Source organism: Xanthomonas sp. NCPPB 1826, from assembly GCF_056725285.1.
On record NZ_CM161521.1, the window covers coordinates 253,568 to 268,601 of the forward strand.

Here is a 15,034-nt window from a genome sequence, read left to right on the forward strand (position 1 = left end):
AAAGGGTGGCTGGGACCCGGTGCGTGTCATCTGAAACCAATGACCCGCCCGACGGATTCCAAAACGGCGGTGCAAAGTGTAACAGTCGCCCTTCACGCGCCCGTTGCATGCGGATGCACAGCCGTCGCGCTGCGGTTACGATGGGGACGGGAAGGGTCGTTTGCTGTCAGGGGATAAAGCCAGTGAAAAGGAAATACGCATGGGCCGCGATGTTGGCCCTGCTCGGGGGCGTGTGGTCGATGGCGCAGGCGCAGAACCTGCCCAAGCCCAAGGAGTTCTATTTCGACGAAGATCGCGGCACCACCAAGGCCGTGGTCGCGGTACAGGGGCAGGGCGATGCGGTGGTCGACCGCCTGGCGGCGATGGTGCAGCGTGACGCCCGCGCGGCCGAGCCGCGCGCGCAGCTGGCATCGCTGGCCTATGCCGGGGGACGCACGCAGTTGGGCGACGAGCTCTACCAGGGTGCCCTGGGGCTGGTCTCCAACGGCAGCCAGCAATACCGCGCCATCACCTGGAACTACGGCTGGGATCTGTTGCGCGCCGACCAGCCCGACAAGGCCTTGCAGCAGTGGGCCAGCCTGGCCAACGGCCGCCCGGCCGCGCCGGCCTGGTTGCCGACCACCGCCGCCCTGGCGCTATGGCGCACCGGGCGTAAGCAGGAAGCGGTCGATTGGTATGCCGCCGCAGTGCGCACCTGGCCGGATCGCTGGAGCAGCACCGCCAGCTACGCCACCTTGCTGCCGGATTGGCGCGAGGCCGAACGCGCCAGCCTGGCCGAGGTCTTTGCGGCATGGCAGGCCAACCCGCCTGCGTTTCCGTAACTCGACTGCGGGCGCGCTGCAGAAAGCCCCGTAGCGCGTCGCTATGCATCACGTCGCACGTCGTTTTTGTGGCCGGCGCCAGCGGGCAACGCGGCCACGCTCCAAGTCGATTGCTTCGGGTGTCGTGCTTGGAAGGATTGGTCAGCGCTGATGGACCAGTTGCAGAGCGGATGATCTGCAGCTTGGTTGCAGGGCCCTTGCCCGCCCACCCTCGCGGGACACGCCGCAAGTACGTCCTTGTAGGCTCTTACGCGGCATCCATGCCGCGTAAGGTCCCGCGACGGTAGGCAGGCAAGGACCAGTCGAGATGGTCGGTCTTTTGAAGCAGCCGCCCGTGCGATAGCTCAATCGTAGAGCGGTTGATCTGCGGCTGGGTTGCAGGGCCCTTGCCCGCCCACCCTCGCGGGACACGCCGCAAGTACGTCCCTGTAGGCTCTTACGCGGCATCCATGCCGCATAAGGTCCCGCGACGGTGAGCGGGCAAGGACCAGTCGAGATGGTCGGTCTTTTGAAGCAGCCGCCCGTGCGATAGCTCAATCGTAGAGCGGTTGATCTGCGGCTTTGCTGCAGGGCCCTTGCCCGCCCACCATCGCGGGACACGCCGCAAGTACGTCCCTGTAGGCTCTTACGCGGCATCCATGCCGCGTAAGGTCCCGCGACGGTGAGCGGGCAAGGACCAGTTGAGATAATCGGTCTTTTGAAGCAGCCGCCCGTGCGATAGCTCAATCGCAGAGCGGATGATCTGCGGCTGGGTTGCAGGGCCCTTGCCCGCCCACCATCGCGGGACACGCCGCAAGTACGTCCGTGTCGGCTCTTACGCGGCATCCATGCCGCGTAAGGTCCCGCGACGGTAGGCGGGCAAGGACCAGTTGAGATGGTCGGTGTGCACGGTCAAGAGCGGTGCGCGATGTGCATCGCTGGAGAATGATGGGCCGGCTCAATGGCTCAGTGGCCGATGCATGTCTAGCAAGCAGCTTTTCATTCGACCACCGAGCCCTCGACTGACTAGCTTTGGCAACATCCCAGAAGCGGCAAGCCTCGACATGCCTGTTGCCAGGCGTTGAGCGAACGATCTGCGGCACGCGTGGGCGTGCTCGCCGATTTAGCCCGTCGTCGATCCAGCCCGTCGCTAATCCAGGCACGACACGCCCACTATGCGATGCTGAGTGCCGCTTTCCCACGGACCTGACCACGCCATGGCGGTGGATGCATTTGCGTTGATTCTGGCGATGCTGGGGCTCGGCCTGCTGTTCGCGCGCTTGCGGGTGCTGCCGGACAACAGCGCCGATGTACTCAATCGCATCGTGCTGTACATCTGCCTGCCAGCCTCGGTGCTGACCTATGTGCCGCGGTTGCACCTGGATGCCTCGCTGGGTGGAGTGATCGCCACCCCGTGGCTGCTGACCGCAATCATCGTGCCGCTGCTGTGGAGCTGCAGTCGCCTGTTCCGGTTCAAGCGCGAGGAATACGCCGCGTTGCTGATGTGCGTGGTGTTCACCAACTCCAGCTTCATCGGCTTTCCGATGGTGCGCGCGTTGATCGGCGATCATGCCCTGCCGTATGCGGTGGTCTACGACCAGTTCGGCACCTTCGTGCTGTTATCGACGTTCGGGCTGTATGTGCTGGCCCGCTACAGCGGCGACACTCCGCCGACCGCAAAGCTGATCCTGTTGCGCGTGCTGCGCTTCCCGCCGCTATGGGCATTGCTGTTTGCATTGACCGTGATGCCGGAACAGCCGCCGACCTGGATCGGCGCGGGCTTGAAGAGCCTGGCCGACGCGATGCTGCCGCTGGTGATGCTGGCAGTAGGCTTTTCGCTGCAGTTGCGCCTGCCTGCGGACGAACTCAAACCCTTGGCCGTGGGCCTGGCCTTCAAGTTGGCAGTGATGCCGATCCTGGCGTTGCCGCTGTCGTTGGCGCTCGGCCTGCATGGCGCGATGCTGCAGACCAACGTGCTCGAATCGGCCATGCCCACCATGATCACCGCCGCCGCGCTGGCCATCTCGCATCGGCTGGCACCGCGCCTGGCCGCAGCGATGGTCGGCTACAGCATCCTGCTGTCGCTGCTAACCCTGCCCGCATGGGCCTGGTTGTTGGCGCGCCTGGTGGCTTGATAGGGCCTGGTCCGTATGAAATGCTGGCCCGCAACACTGCGCGCCCAATACGGACAGGAGCAACACATGCACGGATATCGCTTGATCACCACGGCGTTGCTATGGCTTGGCAGCGTCTGCGTGGCACATCCGGCCATGGCGGCAGCGCCTGCGAGCACAGCGGCTGCGGCCAACGATCCGCTGGTGGATCAATGGGCGCGCCAGGTCGGCCAGACCATGCAGGCACGCCTGCGCAGCATGGCGTCCAGCGGCGAGCCCAGGCAGTTGTATCTGGCCGGTCTGTTGTGGGTCGATGCCGATGCTGACGCGGCGTCGGCCGCAGACGGAGGCTATGCCCCCATCCAGCGGGTCTGGCTGCAGCGTGCCCTGGACGCGCGGCCGCGCGATCCGTTGGTAGCGCGCATGGAATCCACCGGTTGCGCACCTGCGTTGCGCTGTGACCCAGGCGCTGCGCTGGCTTTCCTGGAGCAGGCCGATGCCGGCAACGCCAGTGTGCATCTACGTGCCTATACGGCAGCGCAGCGCCGCGGCGACCAGGCGGCTGCCGAACGCGCCTGGCAGGCGGCCGTGCAGTCCGATCATTTCGACAGCGGTGCGCTGGCACTCGGCAAGGCCCTGCATGCCAGCTACGACGGCGTGCAATGGCCATCGCTGGCCTCGGTCAGCTTGCGCGCGCAACTCGACGCGCAAGGCATGCCCTCTACGGGCGCGGGCATGGCGGCGATGTTCGTGATGGGTGCTTGGTCTGCACATGCACTTCCTGCGCTGGGCGATCTGATGCGGCGCTGCAGCCCCACCGTTGCCACGCCCGCGTTACGCGACGAGTGCATGGCGGTGCTGAACAACGTGGCCAATGACGAGTCCACCTTGGCCACCGCCATGATCGGCAGCAGAGGCATGGCGGCACTGAGCAGCGGCGCCGATGCCACGCGCTGGCAGGCGCGGGTGCGGGAGCTGCAGTGGCTGCAGCAGCAGGAGCAGCCCCGCGCGTCCACCGTCGATGGCCTAGCCGACAAGCTGGAGGCCGTCCTGACGCAGGGCGAAGTGCCGGCGTTGCGTGCGCGGTTACAGCGTCAAGGCCTTGCAGTGCAGCCGCCAGCGGGTTGGCAGCCGGGCGCACCGGGCCACCAGACCCGCTAATCCGCCTGGCCGGCGCATGTCGCGTCGGCCATCTGCCAGCGGACGATGCTGCAGTGCGAGAGCGATCGCTGGCGGACGTTTAACGCCTTTCGACTACTTCCTCACTTCGTCGCGGTGTACGCTGCCGGCTTGCTCCCGGAAGCGAGGCGTGCATGAAGACAGTCCTGGTGGCCGGCTCCAAAGGCGGCGTCGGCAAGACCACGATCGCCACCAATCTGGCCGCCCATGCGGCCTTGCAGGGCCAGCGCACCGTGCTGGCGGACGCCGATCCGCAAGGCTCGTCCACGCGCTGGGCGCAGCGTCGCGCCAGCCTGGAAAGTGCGGTGTTGCCGATCGACGCCACCCGCCGGCGCAACTGGCAGGCCGCGGTGCCCGATGGTACCGACCAGCTGGTTATCGATGCTCCGGCCGGTGCGATGGCCGACGACCTGAGCGGCTTCCTCGACCACGTCGATGCCATCGTGGTGCCGGTATTGTCCTCGGCGCTGGATATCGAAGCGGTGGTCGGCTTTCTCAACACGCTGGCCAAGGTGCCGCGAGTGCATCAGCGCAAATTGCCGGTGGGCCTGGTGCTCAACCGCGCCCGTCCCTGGACCCAGACCTCGCAGCAAGCTGCCGAGATGATCGGCGCCTGGCCCTATCCCCTGGTCACCCAGCTGCGCGACACCCAGGCCTATGTGGTGATGGCCGGGTTGGGGCGCAGCCTGTTCGATTACCGCTCGGCGCAGGTGCGCGACCATCAACAGGACTGGGAGCCGCTGTTCAAGTGGCTCAAGAAGTCCTAGACCGGAGTGTTTTCATGCGCGAACTGATACTGCTGCGACACGCCCACGCCGAGCCGGCCGATACCGGCCAGGCCGATCTGGATCGCCCGCTGTCTCCGCACGGCATCGCCGAGGCCGAATCTGCCGGCCGCTGGCTGCGCGAGCAGCGCCTGGTGCCCGACCGCGTGCTGTGCTCGCCGGCGCGACGTGCGCGTGAGACGCTGGAAGCGGTGCTGGAACTCACCGGCTATATCGAACAACGCCTGGACGAGCGGATCTACGACGCCACGCCGGGCACCCTGGCCAGCCTGGTGGACGAACACCGCGATGCCGAGCGCCTGCTGCTGGTCGGCCACAACCCGGGCCTGGAACGGCTGGCCGCCTTGATGCACAGCGGCCAGACCGGCGACTACCGCGGTATGCCGACCGCCGCGATCGCCCTGCTGGCACTGCCGCTGGATGCGGCCATCGAACCGGGCATCGCCCGCCTGACCGCCTTCTGGTGGCCTTGATCCGTGTCATCGTCGCTGCGCTGGTTTGCCTGGCTCGCGCTCTGGGTCGCTCTTCCGTGCATGGCGCAGCAGAAGCTGCATTCCATCGATCCGGTGCAATCGCGCTTCGGGTTCGAGATCAGGACGCGCTTCGGCATGAAGATCGAGGGGTTCTTCCCGCGCTTTCGGGGTGAATTGGCTGAATTGCCCGACGGGCGCCAGCAGGTGCGCTTCCGTCTGGATGCCACGCAGGTGGAAATTCCGGGCAAGGACCGCTACACGGCGTGGATGCGCGGCGAGGATTTTTTCGACGTCGCGCAGTATCCGGTGGTGGAATTCGAGTCGTTTCCCTATACCGCGGAGGTGGTGAAGAAGGGCGGCGACATCACCGGCAACCTGACCATTCGCGGAATCACCCACGTCGAGACCCTGCACGTGGTGCCGGCTGAATGCGCGCGGGCGGGCTATGATTGCGATGTAATCAGTCGAGGTACGGTCCTGCGTGGGCGTTACGGAATGAATGCGTGGCAGATGGCCCTGGGCGACAGGGTGACGTTCATTCTGCGTGGGCGGTTGCAGGAGGCGCGGCGCCCGTGAGGTTCCTGTTGAGGGTGCTTGTGCTGGCAACGCTGTTGCTCGGCACCGGATGCGCCGGCCTGTCGCAAATCGAACGCAACCGTGCCGCCGGGGTGGCGGCCGCTGCCCGCAGCACCGTGGTCAGCTGCGCGCAGGCCAATCGTTGCGCCCAGCTCTCGCCGCTGCGCGCGCTGGGCGGCGAGGCGATCACCGCCTCCACGCCGGCCGCGCCGCGGCATTACGCCACCATCGTTGATCACGGCGAAGAATCGCTGGTGGCCCGGCTCAACCTGATCCGCAGCGCCACCCGCAGCATCGACCTGCAGACCTACATCTTCGACAAGGACGACAGCGCGCGGATGGTGCTGGATGCGTTGACCGATGCGGCGCAGCGCGGGGTCAAGGTGCGCATCCTGATCGATCAGCTCTCGGCGATCGCCGATCTGCAGATTCTCGGTGCGCTGGCCAGCACCCATGAAAACCTGCAGCTGCGCATCTACAACCCGACCTTCGGCAAGGTCAAACTCAATTACTTCGATTATGCCGGCAGCGTGGTGTGCTGTTTCCGCCGCTTCAACCAGCGCATGCACAACAAGCTGCTGGTGGTGGACGACGTGCTCGGCGTGGTCGGCGGGCGCAATTACCAGGACGACTATTACGACTGGGACAGCGAGTACAACTTCCGCGACCGCGACGTGATCCTGGCCGGGCCGGAAGTGCGCGCGATGGCGGCCAATTTCGATGCGTTCTGGCGTGCGCGCCGCAGCGTGCCGGCCGAACGTCTGAACGATGTCGGGCGCCTGCTGCTGGAGCAGGGCGCGCCCAAGATGCCGCCGGCCACGTTCCGCCGCCCCGATCGGGTGGAGCGGGTCGATCAGGAGGCGCGCGATCCGCAGTTCGTGCGCGATGCGTTCGTGACCCCGGCCATGCCGGTGCAGCGCGTGCTGTATGTGGCCGATCTGCCGCAGAAGCACCGCAAGGAGCACGCCGCCAAGGCGGTGTCCACCGCGCCCGAGCTGGACGGCCTGATTGCCGGCGCGCAGCAGGAAGTGCTGCTGCAGACGCCGTATCTGGTGCTGTCCGACGAGGCGCAGGCGATCTTCCGCGCATTGCGCCAGCGCCCGCAACCGCCGCGGATCGTGGTGTCGACCAATAGCCTGGCCGCCACCGACAACCCGATCGTGTATGCGCTGTCGTACAAGTTCAAACGCCGCAACATGCGCGAGCTGGGCTTCAACGTCTACGAGTTCAAGCCGTTCCCGCTGAACGCGCCGGTGGAGTACGCCAACCTGGTGCCCGATCCGCTCAATCCCGCGGCGGCCGAGCCGGCCGAAGACGATGGGCGGGTCAACCGCGTGATCGGCGGCAGTGCGGCTGGCAACGCCATGCGTGGCAGTGGTGGCGGTGGCGGTGGCACAGCCGGCACTGCGATCCGCGGCAGCGGGGGTGGCGCAGGCCGTGCGCCCGGCGGCAGCGAGGTCGATCGGCGCGTGCTGCGCACCGAGACACGGCCTTCGTTCCTGGGCACGCGCGCGGTCAACAAGCCGCTGCCGGTGACCCGTGCCGGTGCGCGCATGGGCCTGCATGCCAAGTCGTTGGTGGTGGACCGCCGCATCGGCGTGATCGGCACGCACAACTTCGATCCGCGCAGCGAGAACTACAACACCGAAGCGGCGGTGGTGATCGACGATGCACGCTTTGCGCAGGCGCTGGCGGCCAGCATCGAGCGCGACATGGCGCCGGAAAACGCCTGGACCGTGGCCCCGCGCGAAAAGCCGCCGGTGCTGAGCGGATTGAACTACAGCGTGGGCAAGGTGTCCGAAGCCTTGCCGGTGCTGGATTTCTGGCCCTGGCGCTACGCCACCAATTACGAGTTCCAGCCGGGGCCGGGTTGCCCGTTCCCGCTCAAGCGCCAGGACCCGCAGTTCCGGCAGTGCTATGTGGCGGTAGGCGATTTCCCCGAGGTCAACGTCGGCCCGAAGTGGTTGCTGGTGCGGATGCTGACCGCCTTCGGTGCGGGATTGGTGCCGATCCTCTGATCGCAGCGGTGCCGGCCCGGGGCCGGCATCGAGACGGCGCGTGGCAGCCGGTGCATCGTGGAGTGCCGCACCGCTGCAATGGCGCGGTGCGCTGCAGTAATGGGGCGGCGCGCCACACACTGCCATCCGCCGAAGTCACCATCGCGGCCTGGCGTGCAGCACCAGCCAAAGGCAGTTGCATCAGACTCCAGCGCCGCAGATGCTGTCACGATTCCCGATTCCCGATTCCCGATTCCCGATTCCCGATTCCCGATTCCCGATTCCCGATTCCCGATTCCCCCAATCCCCAATCCCCAATCCCCAATCCCCAATCCCCAATCCCCAGCCTATGACCTTCCGCGAACCCGTCGACCTGGCCGCCCTCAACGCCTCCAGCCGTGACACCCTGATCGAACATCTGGGCATCGTGTTCACCGCCGCCGGCGACGACTGGTTGAGCGCCACCATGCCGGTGGATGCGCGCACCAAGCAGCCGTATGGCCTGCTGCACGGTGGTGCGTCGGTGGTGCTGGCCGAAACCCTGGGCAGCAGCGCCGGCAACCTGTGCGTGGATATGACCGCGCAGATGTGCGTCGGGCTGGAGATCAATGCCAATCACCTGCGCGCCGCCACCGATGGCCTGGTCACCGGCACCGCGCGCGCGGTGCATGTGGGGCGCAGCACCCAGGTCTGGGACATCACCATCGAAAATCCGGCCGGCAAGCGCGTCTGCGTCTCGCGGCTGACCCTGGCCGTGGTCCCGCGCAGCAATGGCTGAGCACGCCGTGCAAGTGCATGGGTGGAACAGCGCCACCCGCTGCGGGCACTGCGCGCAGGCCACGCTGCTGTCACAATAGTTGCGCTTCCTTCCCCTGGTACCGGTCCCGTTCCGTCAATGAGCGAGTCATCCCTGGACGCCACGCGCGACGCTGGCAGCGTGCTGCGTTGGTTCCGGTACCTGTATCGGGTGCCGTTGTTGCTGATGCATCTGAGCATCTGCCTGCCGATCACCATGCTGTGCGTGGTGGCGCCGCCGCTGGCGCGCATCCGTACCGGGCGCGACGACACCCTGGACGAGCTGATGATCCGTTGGTGGCAGGGCAACCTGATGCGCATCTTCGGCTTCCGCCTGCGGCGCTTCGGCACCCCGCTGCCGGGCGCAACCCTGTTCGTGGCCAACCACGTCAGCTGGGTCGACATCTCGATGCTGCACAGCCAGCGCGTGATGGGCTTTGTGGCCAAGCGCGAGATCGCCGGCTGGCCGCTGGTCGGCTGGCTGGCGACCAAGGGCCAGACCATCTTCCATCAGCGCGGCAATACCGAATCGCTGGGCGGGGTGCTGCAGGAAATGTTGCTGCGGCTGCAAAGTGGCAAGCCGGTGGGCGTGTTCCCCGAAGGTCGCACCCGTGGCGGTACCGAAGTCGGCCCGTTCCATGCGCGCATCTTCCAGGCCGCGGTCGAGGCCGGTGTGCCGGTGCAGCCGGTAGCGCTGCGCTACGGCGAGCGCGGCAATGCGCAGGCGGTAGTGGCGTTCGGCGAGCGCGAGAGTTTCTTCGCCAATATCGTGCGTCTGCTCGGCGAGCCGTCGCGACTGGCCGAGGTGCATTTTCTCGAGCCGATCCGCGCGCTGGATATCGAAGGCCGCCGCCGCCTGGCCGATACCTCGCGGCAACGCATCATTGCGGCAATGGAGTCCTGAGCCGACGATGCAAGCGCTCATCACCCCTGCGGCCAGAACCCCCTTGTCTGGCCCGATGAGCGCATGAACGCCTCCGACTATCTGCCGCCGCGCTGGCTGCGCAATCCGCATGTGCAATCGGTGCTGGGCAGCAGTGCCTTGCGCCGGCTCCGCAGCCGCCAGTTGCTGGCCGCCAGCGGCGCGGTCACCAGCGAACACATTCTCGACGGCGGCGACGGCGTGCGCCTGCAGGGCTGGATGAGCATCCCGCCCGGCGATGCCCCAGTGCGCGGCACGGTGCTGCTGCTGCACGGCTGGGAAGGCAGCGCCGATTCCAATTACATGCGGCTGACCGCCGCGCGCCTGCTCGGCCTGGGCTATCAGGTGTTCCGGCTGAATTTCCGCGACCACGGCGGCACGCACCATCTCAACGTGGACCTGTTCCACTCCGATCGCATCGAGGAAGTGGTCAATGCGGCGGGCGATCTGTGGCGGCGGTTTCCCGCGCCGCAGCTGCTGGCGGCGGGCTATTCGCTGGGCGGCAATTTCGCATTGCGGCTGGCGCTGCGGGCACCGGCGGCCGGGCTGCCGCTGGCGCGCGTGGCGGCGGTGTGCCCGTTGCTGGATCCGGCGGCGACCATGCTGCAACTGGAAAAGGGCCCGCAGTTCTACGATTGGTATTTCCGCCGCAAGTGGCGCGAGTCGCTGCTGCGCAAGCGCAAGCTGTTCCCCGATCAGCACGGCTACGACGACGCCACGCTGGCGCTGGACATGCGCGGGCTGATGGCCTGGCTGGCCGAGCAGCACACCGGGCATGGCTCGCTGGAAGCGTATTTCGACAGTTATTCGATCGCCGGCGAGCGCCTGGCCGGCCTGCAGGTGCCGGTGGACATCCTGATGGCCGAGGACGACCCGGTCATTCCGTTTGAGGATTTCGCCGCCTGGCAGCTGCCGGCGTATGCACAGCTGGAAATCGCGCGCTGGGGCGGCCACTGCGGTTTTCTGGAAAACGCCCGCGGCGATGGATTCGCCGAACGCTGGGTGGCCGAGCGGCTGGCGGCGCAGGCGTAGGTCGGCGCCACCCCGCGCATCGTTACAATAGGCGTTTGTCCTGGACACGCCCTCCGCCATGCAAGACGCCATTCTCCAAGCCCTGCGCCGCAATGCGGCCGACGATGCGGTGGCGCTGGCCCGCGAGTGGGTGCTCAGCGCGCCCGAAAACGCCGCCACGCATCGCTGGCTGGGCCTGGCCCTGCAGCAGCAGGGTCAACCGGCACTGGCGCTGGCCAGCATCGAAACCGCGCTGACGCTGACGCCGGAAGATGCCGACCTGCATCTGCTGCGCGCCGGCCTGCTGCTGGCGATGCGCGAGCTGTCCGCCGCGGACGATGCGCTGTCGCGCACCACCGCGCTCGACCCCAACCAGTTCAACGCCTACGTGATGCAGGCGCATCTGGCGGTGGCGCGCGGCGATCTGGACGAGGCGCAGCGGCTGAGCCGCACCGCCGCGCGTCTGGCGCCCGAGCACCCGCAGCTGCTGGCTGTCGATGGCGTGGTGGAGTTGCGCCGCGGCCAGGGCGACCGCGCGCTGTCGCTGCTGACCCGCGCCGCCGAGCAACTGCCTGACGACCCGCGGGTGATGTTCGCGCTGGGCTTTGCGTATTTGCAGAAGGAGCATTTTGCGTTTGCCGAGCGCGCCTTCGAGCGCGTGGTCGAGCTCAATCCGCCCGGCACCGCGCTGCGTGCCTTCATTGCCCAACTGGCCCAGCGCCAGGGCCGCCTGGACGATGCGCTGGCCGCGATGCAGGGTGTGTTCGCCCAGCCCGGCGGCGATCTCCCGGCCATGCGCCGCCTCGCCGGCGAGATGGAATTGAAGGCCGGCCGCCCCGACCAGGCCGCCGCGCATCTGCGCCTGGCGCTGGCCCACTGGCCGGCCGACCGCCGCACCTTGCATGCCTTGCTGACCGCCTGGGAGCGGCTGGGCGCGGTGGACGATGCGCGCGACACCCTGGACGCGGCGCTGGCCACCTCGGCCAATGCGCACGACCTGTGGCTGGCGCGGCTGGCGGTGGAGCCGGTCGGCGGGCCGCAGGCGCAGGCGGTGATCGAGCGCTGGCTGCTGGCCATGCCCGAGCATCTGCCGGCACTGGAAGCGCTGATGCGCGTGCACGACATGCAGGGCCATGCCGAACAGGCGGAGATGGTGGCGCGCCAGATCGTGGCGGTGGAGCCGGGCCGCATCAGCGGCGAGCAGCGCATCGTCGAGGCGCTGCTGGAGCGCGACCCGCCGGCGGCGATCGCCTGCGTGCAATCGCTGATCGACTCGCTGCCCGAGCCCCAGCAGACCGTGCTGCGGCCGTGGCTGGGCAATGTGCAGGACCGCGCCGGCCAGCCCGAGGCGGCCGTGGCGACCTGGATGCAGTTCCAGCGCGAACAGGCCCAGCACCGTCTGCCGTTGCCGCCGCTGGCCGCCAAGCAGCCGATGCAGTGGCCGGAGCTGGGGACCATTCCCGAGAGCGTGACGGCACGGCCGCTGTTCGTATGGGGCACGCCCGGCTCGCATGTCGAACGCCTGGTCGCGGTGATGGGCGCGGCCACCCCGCTGGTGCGCGACGACCGTTATGGCAGCACGCCGCCGTCCGATGCGCTGCAGAGCTACCGCACCGTCGAGCAGCTGGCGTCGGGCGAGCTGGCACCGATGGCGCTGGTGGAGGGCTGGAAGGCGCAGCTGCCGCGGCGCGGCATCGACGACGGCAACGTCATCGACTGGCTGCTGTGGTGGGACAACACCTTGCTGACCGCGCTGCGCCCGCACCTGCCCGAAGGCCGGCTGGCGATTGCGCTGCGCGACCCGCGCGACATGCTGCTGGACTGGCTGTCGGCCGGCGCGCCGGCTCCGCTGGCCGTGCAATCGCCGCAGCAGGCCGCCGACTGGCTGCTGACCGCGCTGGAACAGCTCGCCGTACTGCACGAGCGCGATCTGTATCCGCACCGGATCATCCGCCTGGACGGCATCGAGAGCGACCCGCAAGGCATCTCCACCTCGCTGGAGCAGGCGTTCGGCCTGCGCTTTCCGTTGGTCGAACCGCGCGGCCCGGCCCGCCTGGCCGCGGGTCGCTGGCGCAACTACCGCAACGTACTGGGCGCGCAATTCGATCTGCTCACGCTGATCGCGGTGCGCTTCGGCTACCCGCAGGACTGAGCGCCGCTCAGCACGGCTGCGCTCACTGTCGGTGGGCGCGGCCGACGCCCGGTGCGGCATGCCATCGGCAGCGCAGCTCGCACTTCCCGGTAGGAGCGGACCCGGCCGCGACGAGGCGTTACCGATGACGCGGCGTTACCGGGAGGTCCCGTCGCGGCCAGGTCCGCTCCTACAGTCGGTGCAGATTGGTCAGCAACCGAATGGCGCTCACTGCCCAGTGGGCGCGGCCGGCGGTTGACGCGGCATGCACCACCAACCGCTGCATTTGGCTGCGCGGCTCGCAACGCCCTGTAGGAGCGGCCTTGGCCGCGATGAGGCGTTACCGACGATGCGTCGCCGCCGATGATGAGGCGTTACCGATAAAGCCCCATCGCGGCCAGGGCCGCTCCTACGGTCAATGCACATTTGTCAGCGCCAGCACTGACTGAATATTTGCGCTCCCTGCCAAGCGCACGCGGACGATGCACGACGCGGCACGCCCACGCCGCACGTCCACGCTGCAGACGCACGATCACGCGGCCGCCGCGTTCTCTGGCGTGGTGAACCGGCCGCGATAAACCCGGCCGGGCGCACCAGAGGGTTCCATGCCGATGGCTTCCTCTGCGGCGCGGACCCAGGCACCCTGGTCGGCCTCATTGCCTCGGAGACTCCTGCATGCGCCTGACCAGCAACAGCATCGAAAACGGCAAGCCCATCGCTGTGGAATTTGCCGCCGGAACGCCCGAGGGCTTTGCGCCCAACCGCAACCCGCATCTGGCCTGGAGCGAGGTGCCTGGCGGCACACGCTCGTTCGCGCTGCTGTGCCTGGACCCGGATGTGCCGACCGTGCCGGAAACCGTGGGCCGCGACGATGTGCAGATTCCGGTCGATCAGCCACGCACCGATTTTGTGCATTGGGCGATGGCCGATATCCCCGCCGACGTGCATGAGATCGCCGCAGGCAGCTGCAGCGACGGTTTCGTGCCCAAGGGCAAGCAGCAGCCGGCCGGCCCGGCCGGTGCGCGCCAGGGCCTGAACTCGTATACCGAATGGTTTGCCGGCAATGCCGACATGGCCGGCAATTATCTGGGCTACGACGGCCCGTACCCGCCGTTCAACGACCTGCGTGTGCACCGCTATTTCTTCCGCGTGTTTGCGCTGGACGTGGCGCAGCTCAGCCTGCCCGAGACCTTCACCGCGGCCGATGTGCTGTCGGCGATCCAAGGCCATGTGCTGGCCGAGGCGGCGTTGCACGGCACCTACACGTTGAATCCGGCGCTGCGCTGACGGTAACGAACGGTCCTGCGCCACCGGTCAGGTCGGCGCGGGGCCGGTTGCGGCGCATGGTGACCTGGTGCGTGCGGCGTCAATCGCACGATCGCTGCCACACCGGGTCAACCGTTGGCTTCGATCATCTGCTCGAGCACGTAGACCGGCGCGCCGTCCGTGCCCGCGGCCGCCGGGTAGCGGGTGACCCGCAGCAGGGTGCGGATGCCGGCTTCGTGCTCGAAGCCTTCGATCTTGCCCTCGAAGACTTGCCAGGTCTGGGTGACAGGCTGCCCTGCCGCATCCTGCTCGCGCAGTTGCAGGCATTGGCGCGCTGGGTCGGACCCGCATGCCACGGTGTCGGCCGCCACTTCGATCAGCAGCGTCTGGCCGGGTCCACCGTAGCGGGTGTCGGCCGTGGCGACACCGCCGAACACCAGGCGGGTGCCGTCGCTGCGGGTCAGGGTCAGCTGCGGCGAGGTCTGCGCGGTGTTCAGCGCCACCGCAAAGCGGCCGGACAGCAACTCGCTGGCAGCGCGCTCCTGGGCCATCCGCCGCGGTTGCGCGCACAGGCGTTTGCTCGACACCACCCGGCCGATCTGCAAATGCGCTTGCGCTACGCTGTAATCGGCGCCCAATGCGTTGCAGGTCTGGCTGACCTGGATGCGGTGATCGCTGAAATCCAGCTGCAAGGGCGGTGTGCCGGCGACGAACAGGCTACCCAAGGCGGTGCCGTGCGCATCGCTGGCCTGCTGCAGCTGCCAGTGTTGCGCCCGCAACGCGGCCTGCAGTGGCGCGTAGTCGGCGGCGATCGAGCTGGTCGCCGCCGGCTCGGCGGCAGCGGCGTCGGCGCTGGATCCGGGCGCCTGCGGCGGCGCGCTCGACCCGCAGGCCGTCACGCCCGCTGCCAGCAGTGCAGGGGCAAACAACACGGCACGCATGCGGCGGCTCCCGGTGATCGATATGTCAGTGATACCGCCACCGC

13 protein-coding genes are annotated in these 15,034 nt (G+C 67.9%); 12 read left to right on the plus strand and 1 reads right to left on the minus strand.

Annotation, left to right across the window (positions count from 1 at the left end):
* The first annotated feature begins 182 nt into the window (after positions 1 to 182).
* The 12 genes from AC1PLA_RS01045 (at position 183) to AC1PLA_RS01100 (ending at position 14,070) form a co-directional block, all read left to right on the plus strand.
* On the plus strand, positions 183 to 821 hold the full coding sequence (locus AC1PLA_RS01045; protein ID WP_481105395.1) for a tetratricopeptide repeat protein: 639 nt from the start codon (positions 183 to 185) through the stop codon (positions 819 to 821).
* A 1,196-nt stretch (positions 822 to 2,017) separates the two neighbouring features.
* Positions 2,018 to 2,935: an AEC family transporter gene (locus tag AC1PLA_RS01050; RefSeq protein WP_481105396.1), complete on the plus strand. Its 918-nt coding sequence runs from the start codon at positions 2,018 to 2,020 to the stop codon at positions 2,933 to 2,935.
* A gap of 66 nt (positions 2,936 to 3,001) precedes the next feature.
* The gene (locus AC1PLA_RS01055) at positions 3,002 to 4,075 is read left to right on the plus strand and encodes a hypothetical protein (protein WP_481105397.1); all 1,074 of its coding nucleotides are present in this window, start codon (positions 3,002 to 3,004) and stop codon (positions 4,073 to 4,075) included.
* A gap of 152 nt (positions 4,076 to 4,227) precedes the next feature.
* On the plus strand, positions 4,228 to 4,860 hold the full coding sequence (locus tag AC1PLA_RS01060) for a ParA family protein (RefSeq protein ID WP_016904235.1): 633 nt from the start codon (positions 4,228 to 4,230) through the stop codon (positions 4,858 to 4,860).
* 14 nt (positions 4,861 to 4,874) lie between these two features.
* On the plus strand, positions 4,875 to 5,351 hold the full coding sequence (locus AC1PLA_RS01065; RefSeq protein ID WP_016904234.1) for a SixA phosphatase family protein: 477 nt from the start codon (positions 4,875 to 4,877) through the stop codon (positions 5,349 to 5,351).
* Between the two features lie 3 nt (positions 5,352 to 5,354).
* A complete protein-coding gene (locus AC1PLA_RS01070; RefSeq protein ID WP_039517754.1) occupies positions 5,355 to 5,927 on the plus strand; it encodes a YceI family protein in 573 nt (190 codons plus the stop codon).
* On the plus strand, positions 5,924 to 7,945 hold the full coding sequence (locus AC1PLA_RS01075; RefSeq protein WP_126968456.1) for a phospholipase D family protein: 2,022 nt from the start codon (positions 5,924 to 5,926) through the stop codon (positions 7,943 to 7,945). The genes AC1PLA_RS01070 and AC1PLA_RS01075 overlap by 4 nt, the downstream gene beginning before the upstream one ends.
* A 328-nt stretch (positions 7,946 to 8,273) precedes the next feature.
* Positions 8,274 to 8,702: a hotdog fold thioesterase gene (locus tag AC1PLA_RS01080; protein WP_016904231.1), complete on the plus strand. Its 429-nt coding sequence runs from the start codon at positions 8,274 to 8,276 to the stop codon at positions 8,700 to 8,702.
* Positions 8,703 to 8,723: 21 nt separating this feature from the next.
* Positions 8,724 to 9,623 carry a lysophospholipid acyltransferase family protein gene (locus tag AC1PLA_RS01085; RefSeq protein WP_172454346.1) on the plus strand — a complete coding sequence of 300 codons (900 nt, stop codon included), beginning with the start codon at positions 8,724 to 8,726 and terminating at the stop codon, positions 9,621 to 9,623.
* Between the two features lie 63 nt (positions 9,624 to 9,686).
* Positions 9,687 to 10,673 (plus strand): YheT family hydrolase, encoded by a 987-nt coding sequence (locus AC1PLA_RS01090; RefSeq protein WP_481105398.1) that lies wholly within the window; start codon positions 9,687 to 9,689, stop codon positions 10,671 to 10,673.
* Positions 10,674 to 10,731: 58 nt separating this feature from the next.
* Complete coding sequence (locus tag AC1PLA_RS01095; protein ID WP_481105399.1) at positions 10,732 to 12,804, plus strand: tetratricopeptide repeat protein; 2,073 nt, start codon at positions 10,732 to 10,734, stop codon at positions 12,802 to 12,804.
* 654 nt (positions 12,805 to 13,458) lie between these two features.
* Positions 13,459 to 14,070 (plus strand): YbhB/YbcL family Raf kinase inhibitor-like protein, encoded by a 612-nt coding sequence (locus AC1PLA_RS01100; RefSeq protein ID WP_047124530.1) that lies wholly within the window; start codon positions 13,459 to 13,461, stop codon positions 14,068 to 14,070.
* Between the two features lie 107 nt (positions 14,071 to 14,177).
* Here the strand turns inward: AC1PLA_RS01100 and AC1PLA_RS01105 are convergent, their stop codons facing one another.
* Positions 14,178 to 14,990 carry an META domain-containing protein gene (locus tag AC1PLA_RS01105; RefSeq protein ID WP_481105400.1) on the minus strand — a complete coding sequence of 271 codons (813 nt, stop codon included), beginning with the start codon at positions 14,988 to 14,990 and terminating at the stop codon, positions 14,178 to 14,180.
* Between the last annotated feature and the right edge of the window lie 44 nt (positions 14,991 to 15,034).

Excerpts from the sequence above, each read along its gene's own strand:
- AC1PLA_RS01050 (WP_481105396.1), top strand. The coding sequence starts at position 2,018 with ATGGCGGTGGATGCATTTGCGTTGATTCTGGCGATGCTGGGGCTCGGC.
- AC1PLA_RS01055 (WP_481105397.1), top strand. The coding sequence starts at position 3,002 with ATGCACGGATATCGCTTGATCACCACGGCGTTGCTATGGCTTGGCAGC.
- AC1PLA_RS01060 (WP_016904235.1), top strand. The coding sequence starts at position 4,228 with ATGAAGACAGTCCTGGTGGCCGGCTCCAAAGGCGGCGTCGGCAAGACC.
- AC1PLA_RS01065 (WP_016904234.1), top strand. The coding sequence starts at position 4,875 with ATGCGCGAACTGATACTGCTGCGACACGCCCACGCCGAGCCGGCCGAT.
- AC1PLA_RS01080 (WP_016904231.1), top strand. The coding sequence starts at position 8,274 with ATGACCTTCCGCGAACCCGTCGACCTGGCCGCCCTCAACGCCTCCAGC.
- AC1PLA_RS01090 (WP_481105398.1), top strand. The coding sequence starts at position 9,687 with ATGAACGCCTCCGACTATCTGCCGCCGCGCTGGCTGCGCAATCCGCAT.
- AC1PLA_RS01095 (WP_481105399.1), top strand. The coding sequence starts at position 10,732 with ATGCAAGACGCCATTCTCCAAGCCCTGCGCCGCAATGCGGCCGACGAT.
- AC1PLA_RS01100 (WP_047124530.1), top strand. The coding sequence starts at position 13,459 with ATGCGCCTGACCAGCAACAGCATCGAAAACGGCAAGCCCATCGCTGTG.
- AC1PLA_RS01105 (WP_481105400.1), bottom strand. The coding sequence starts at position 14,990 with ATGCGTGCCGTGTTGTTTGCCCCTGCACTGCTGGCAGCGGGCGTGACG.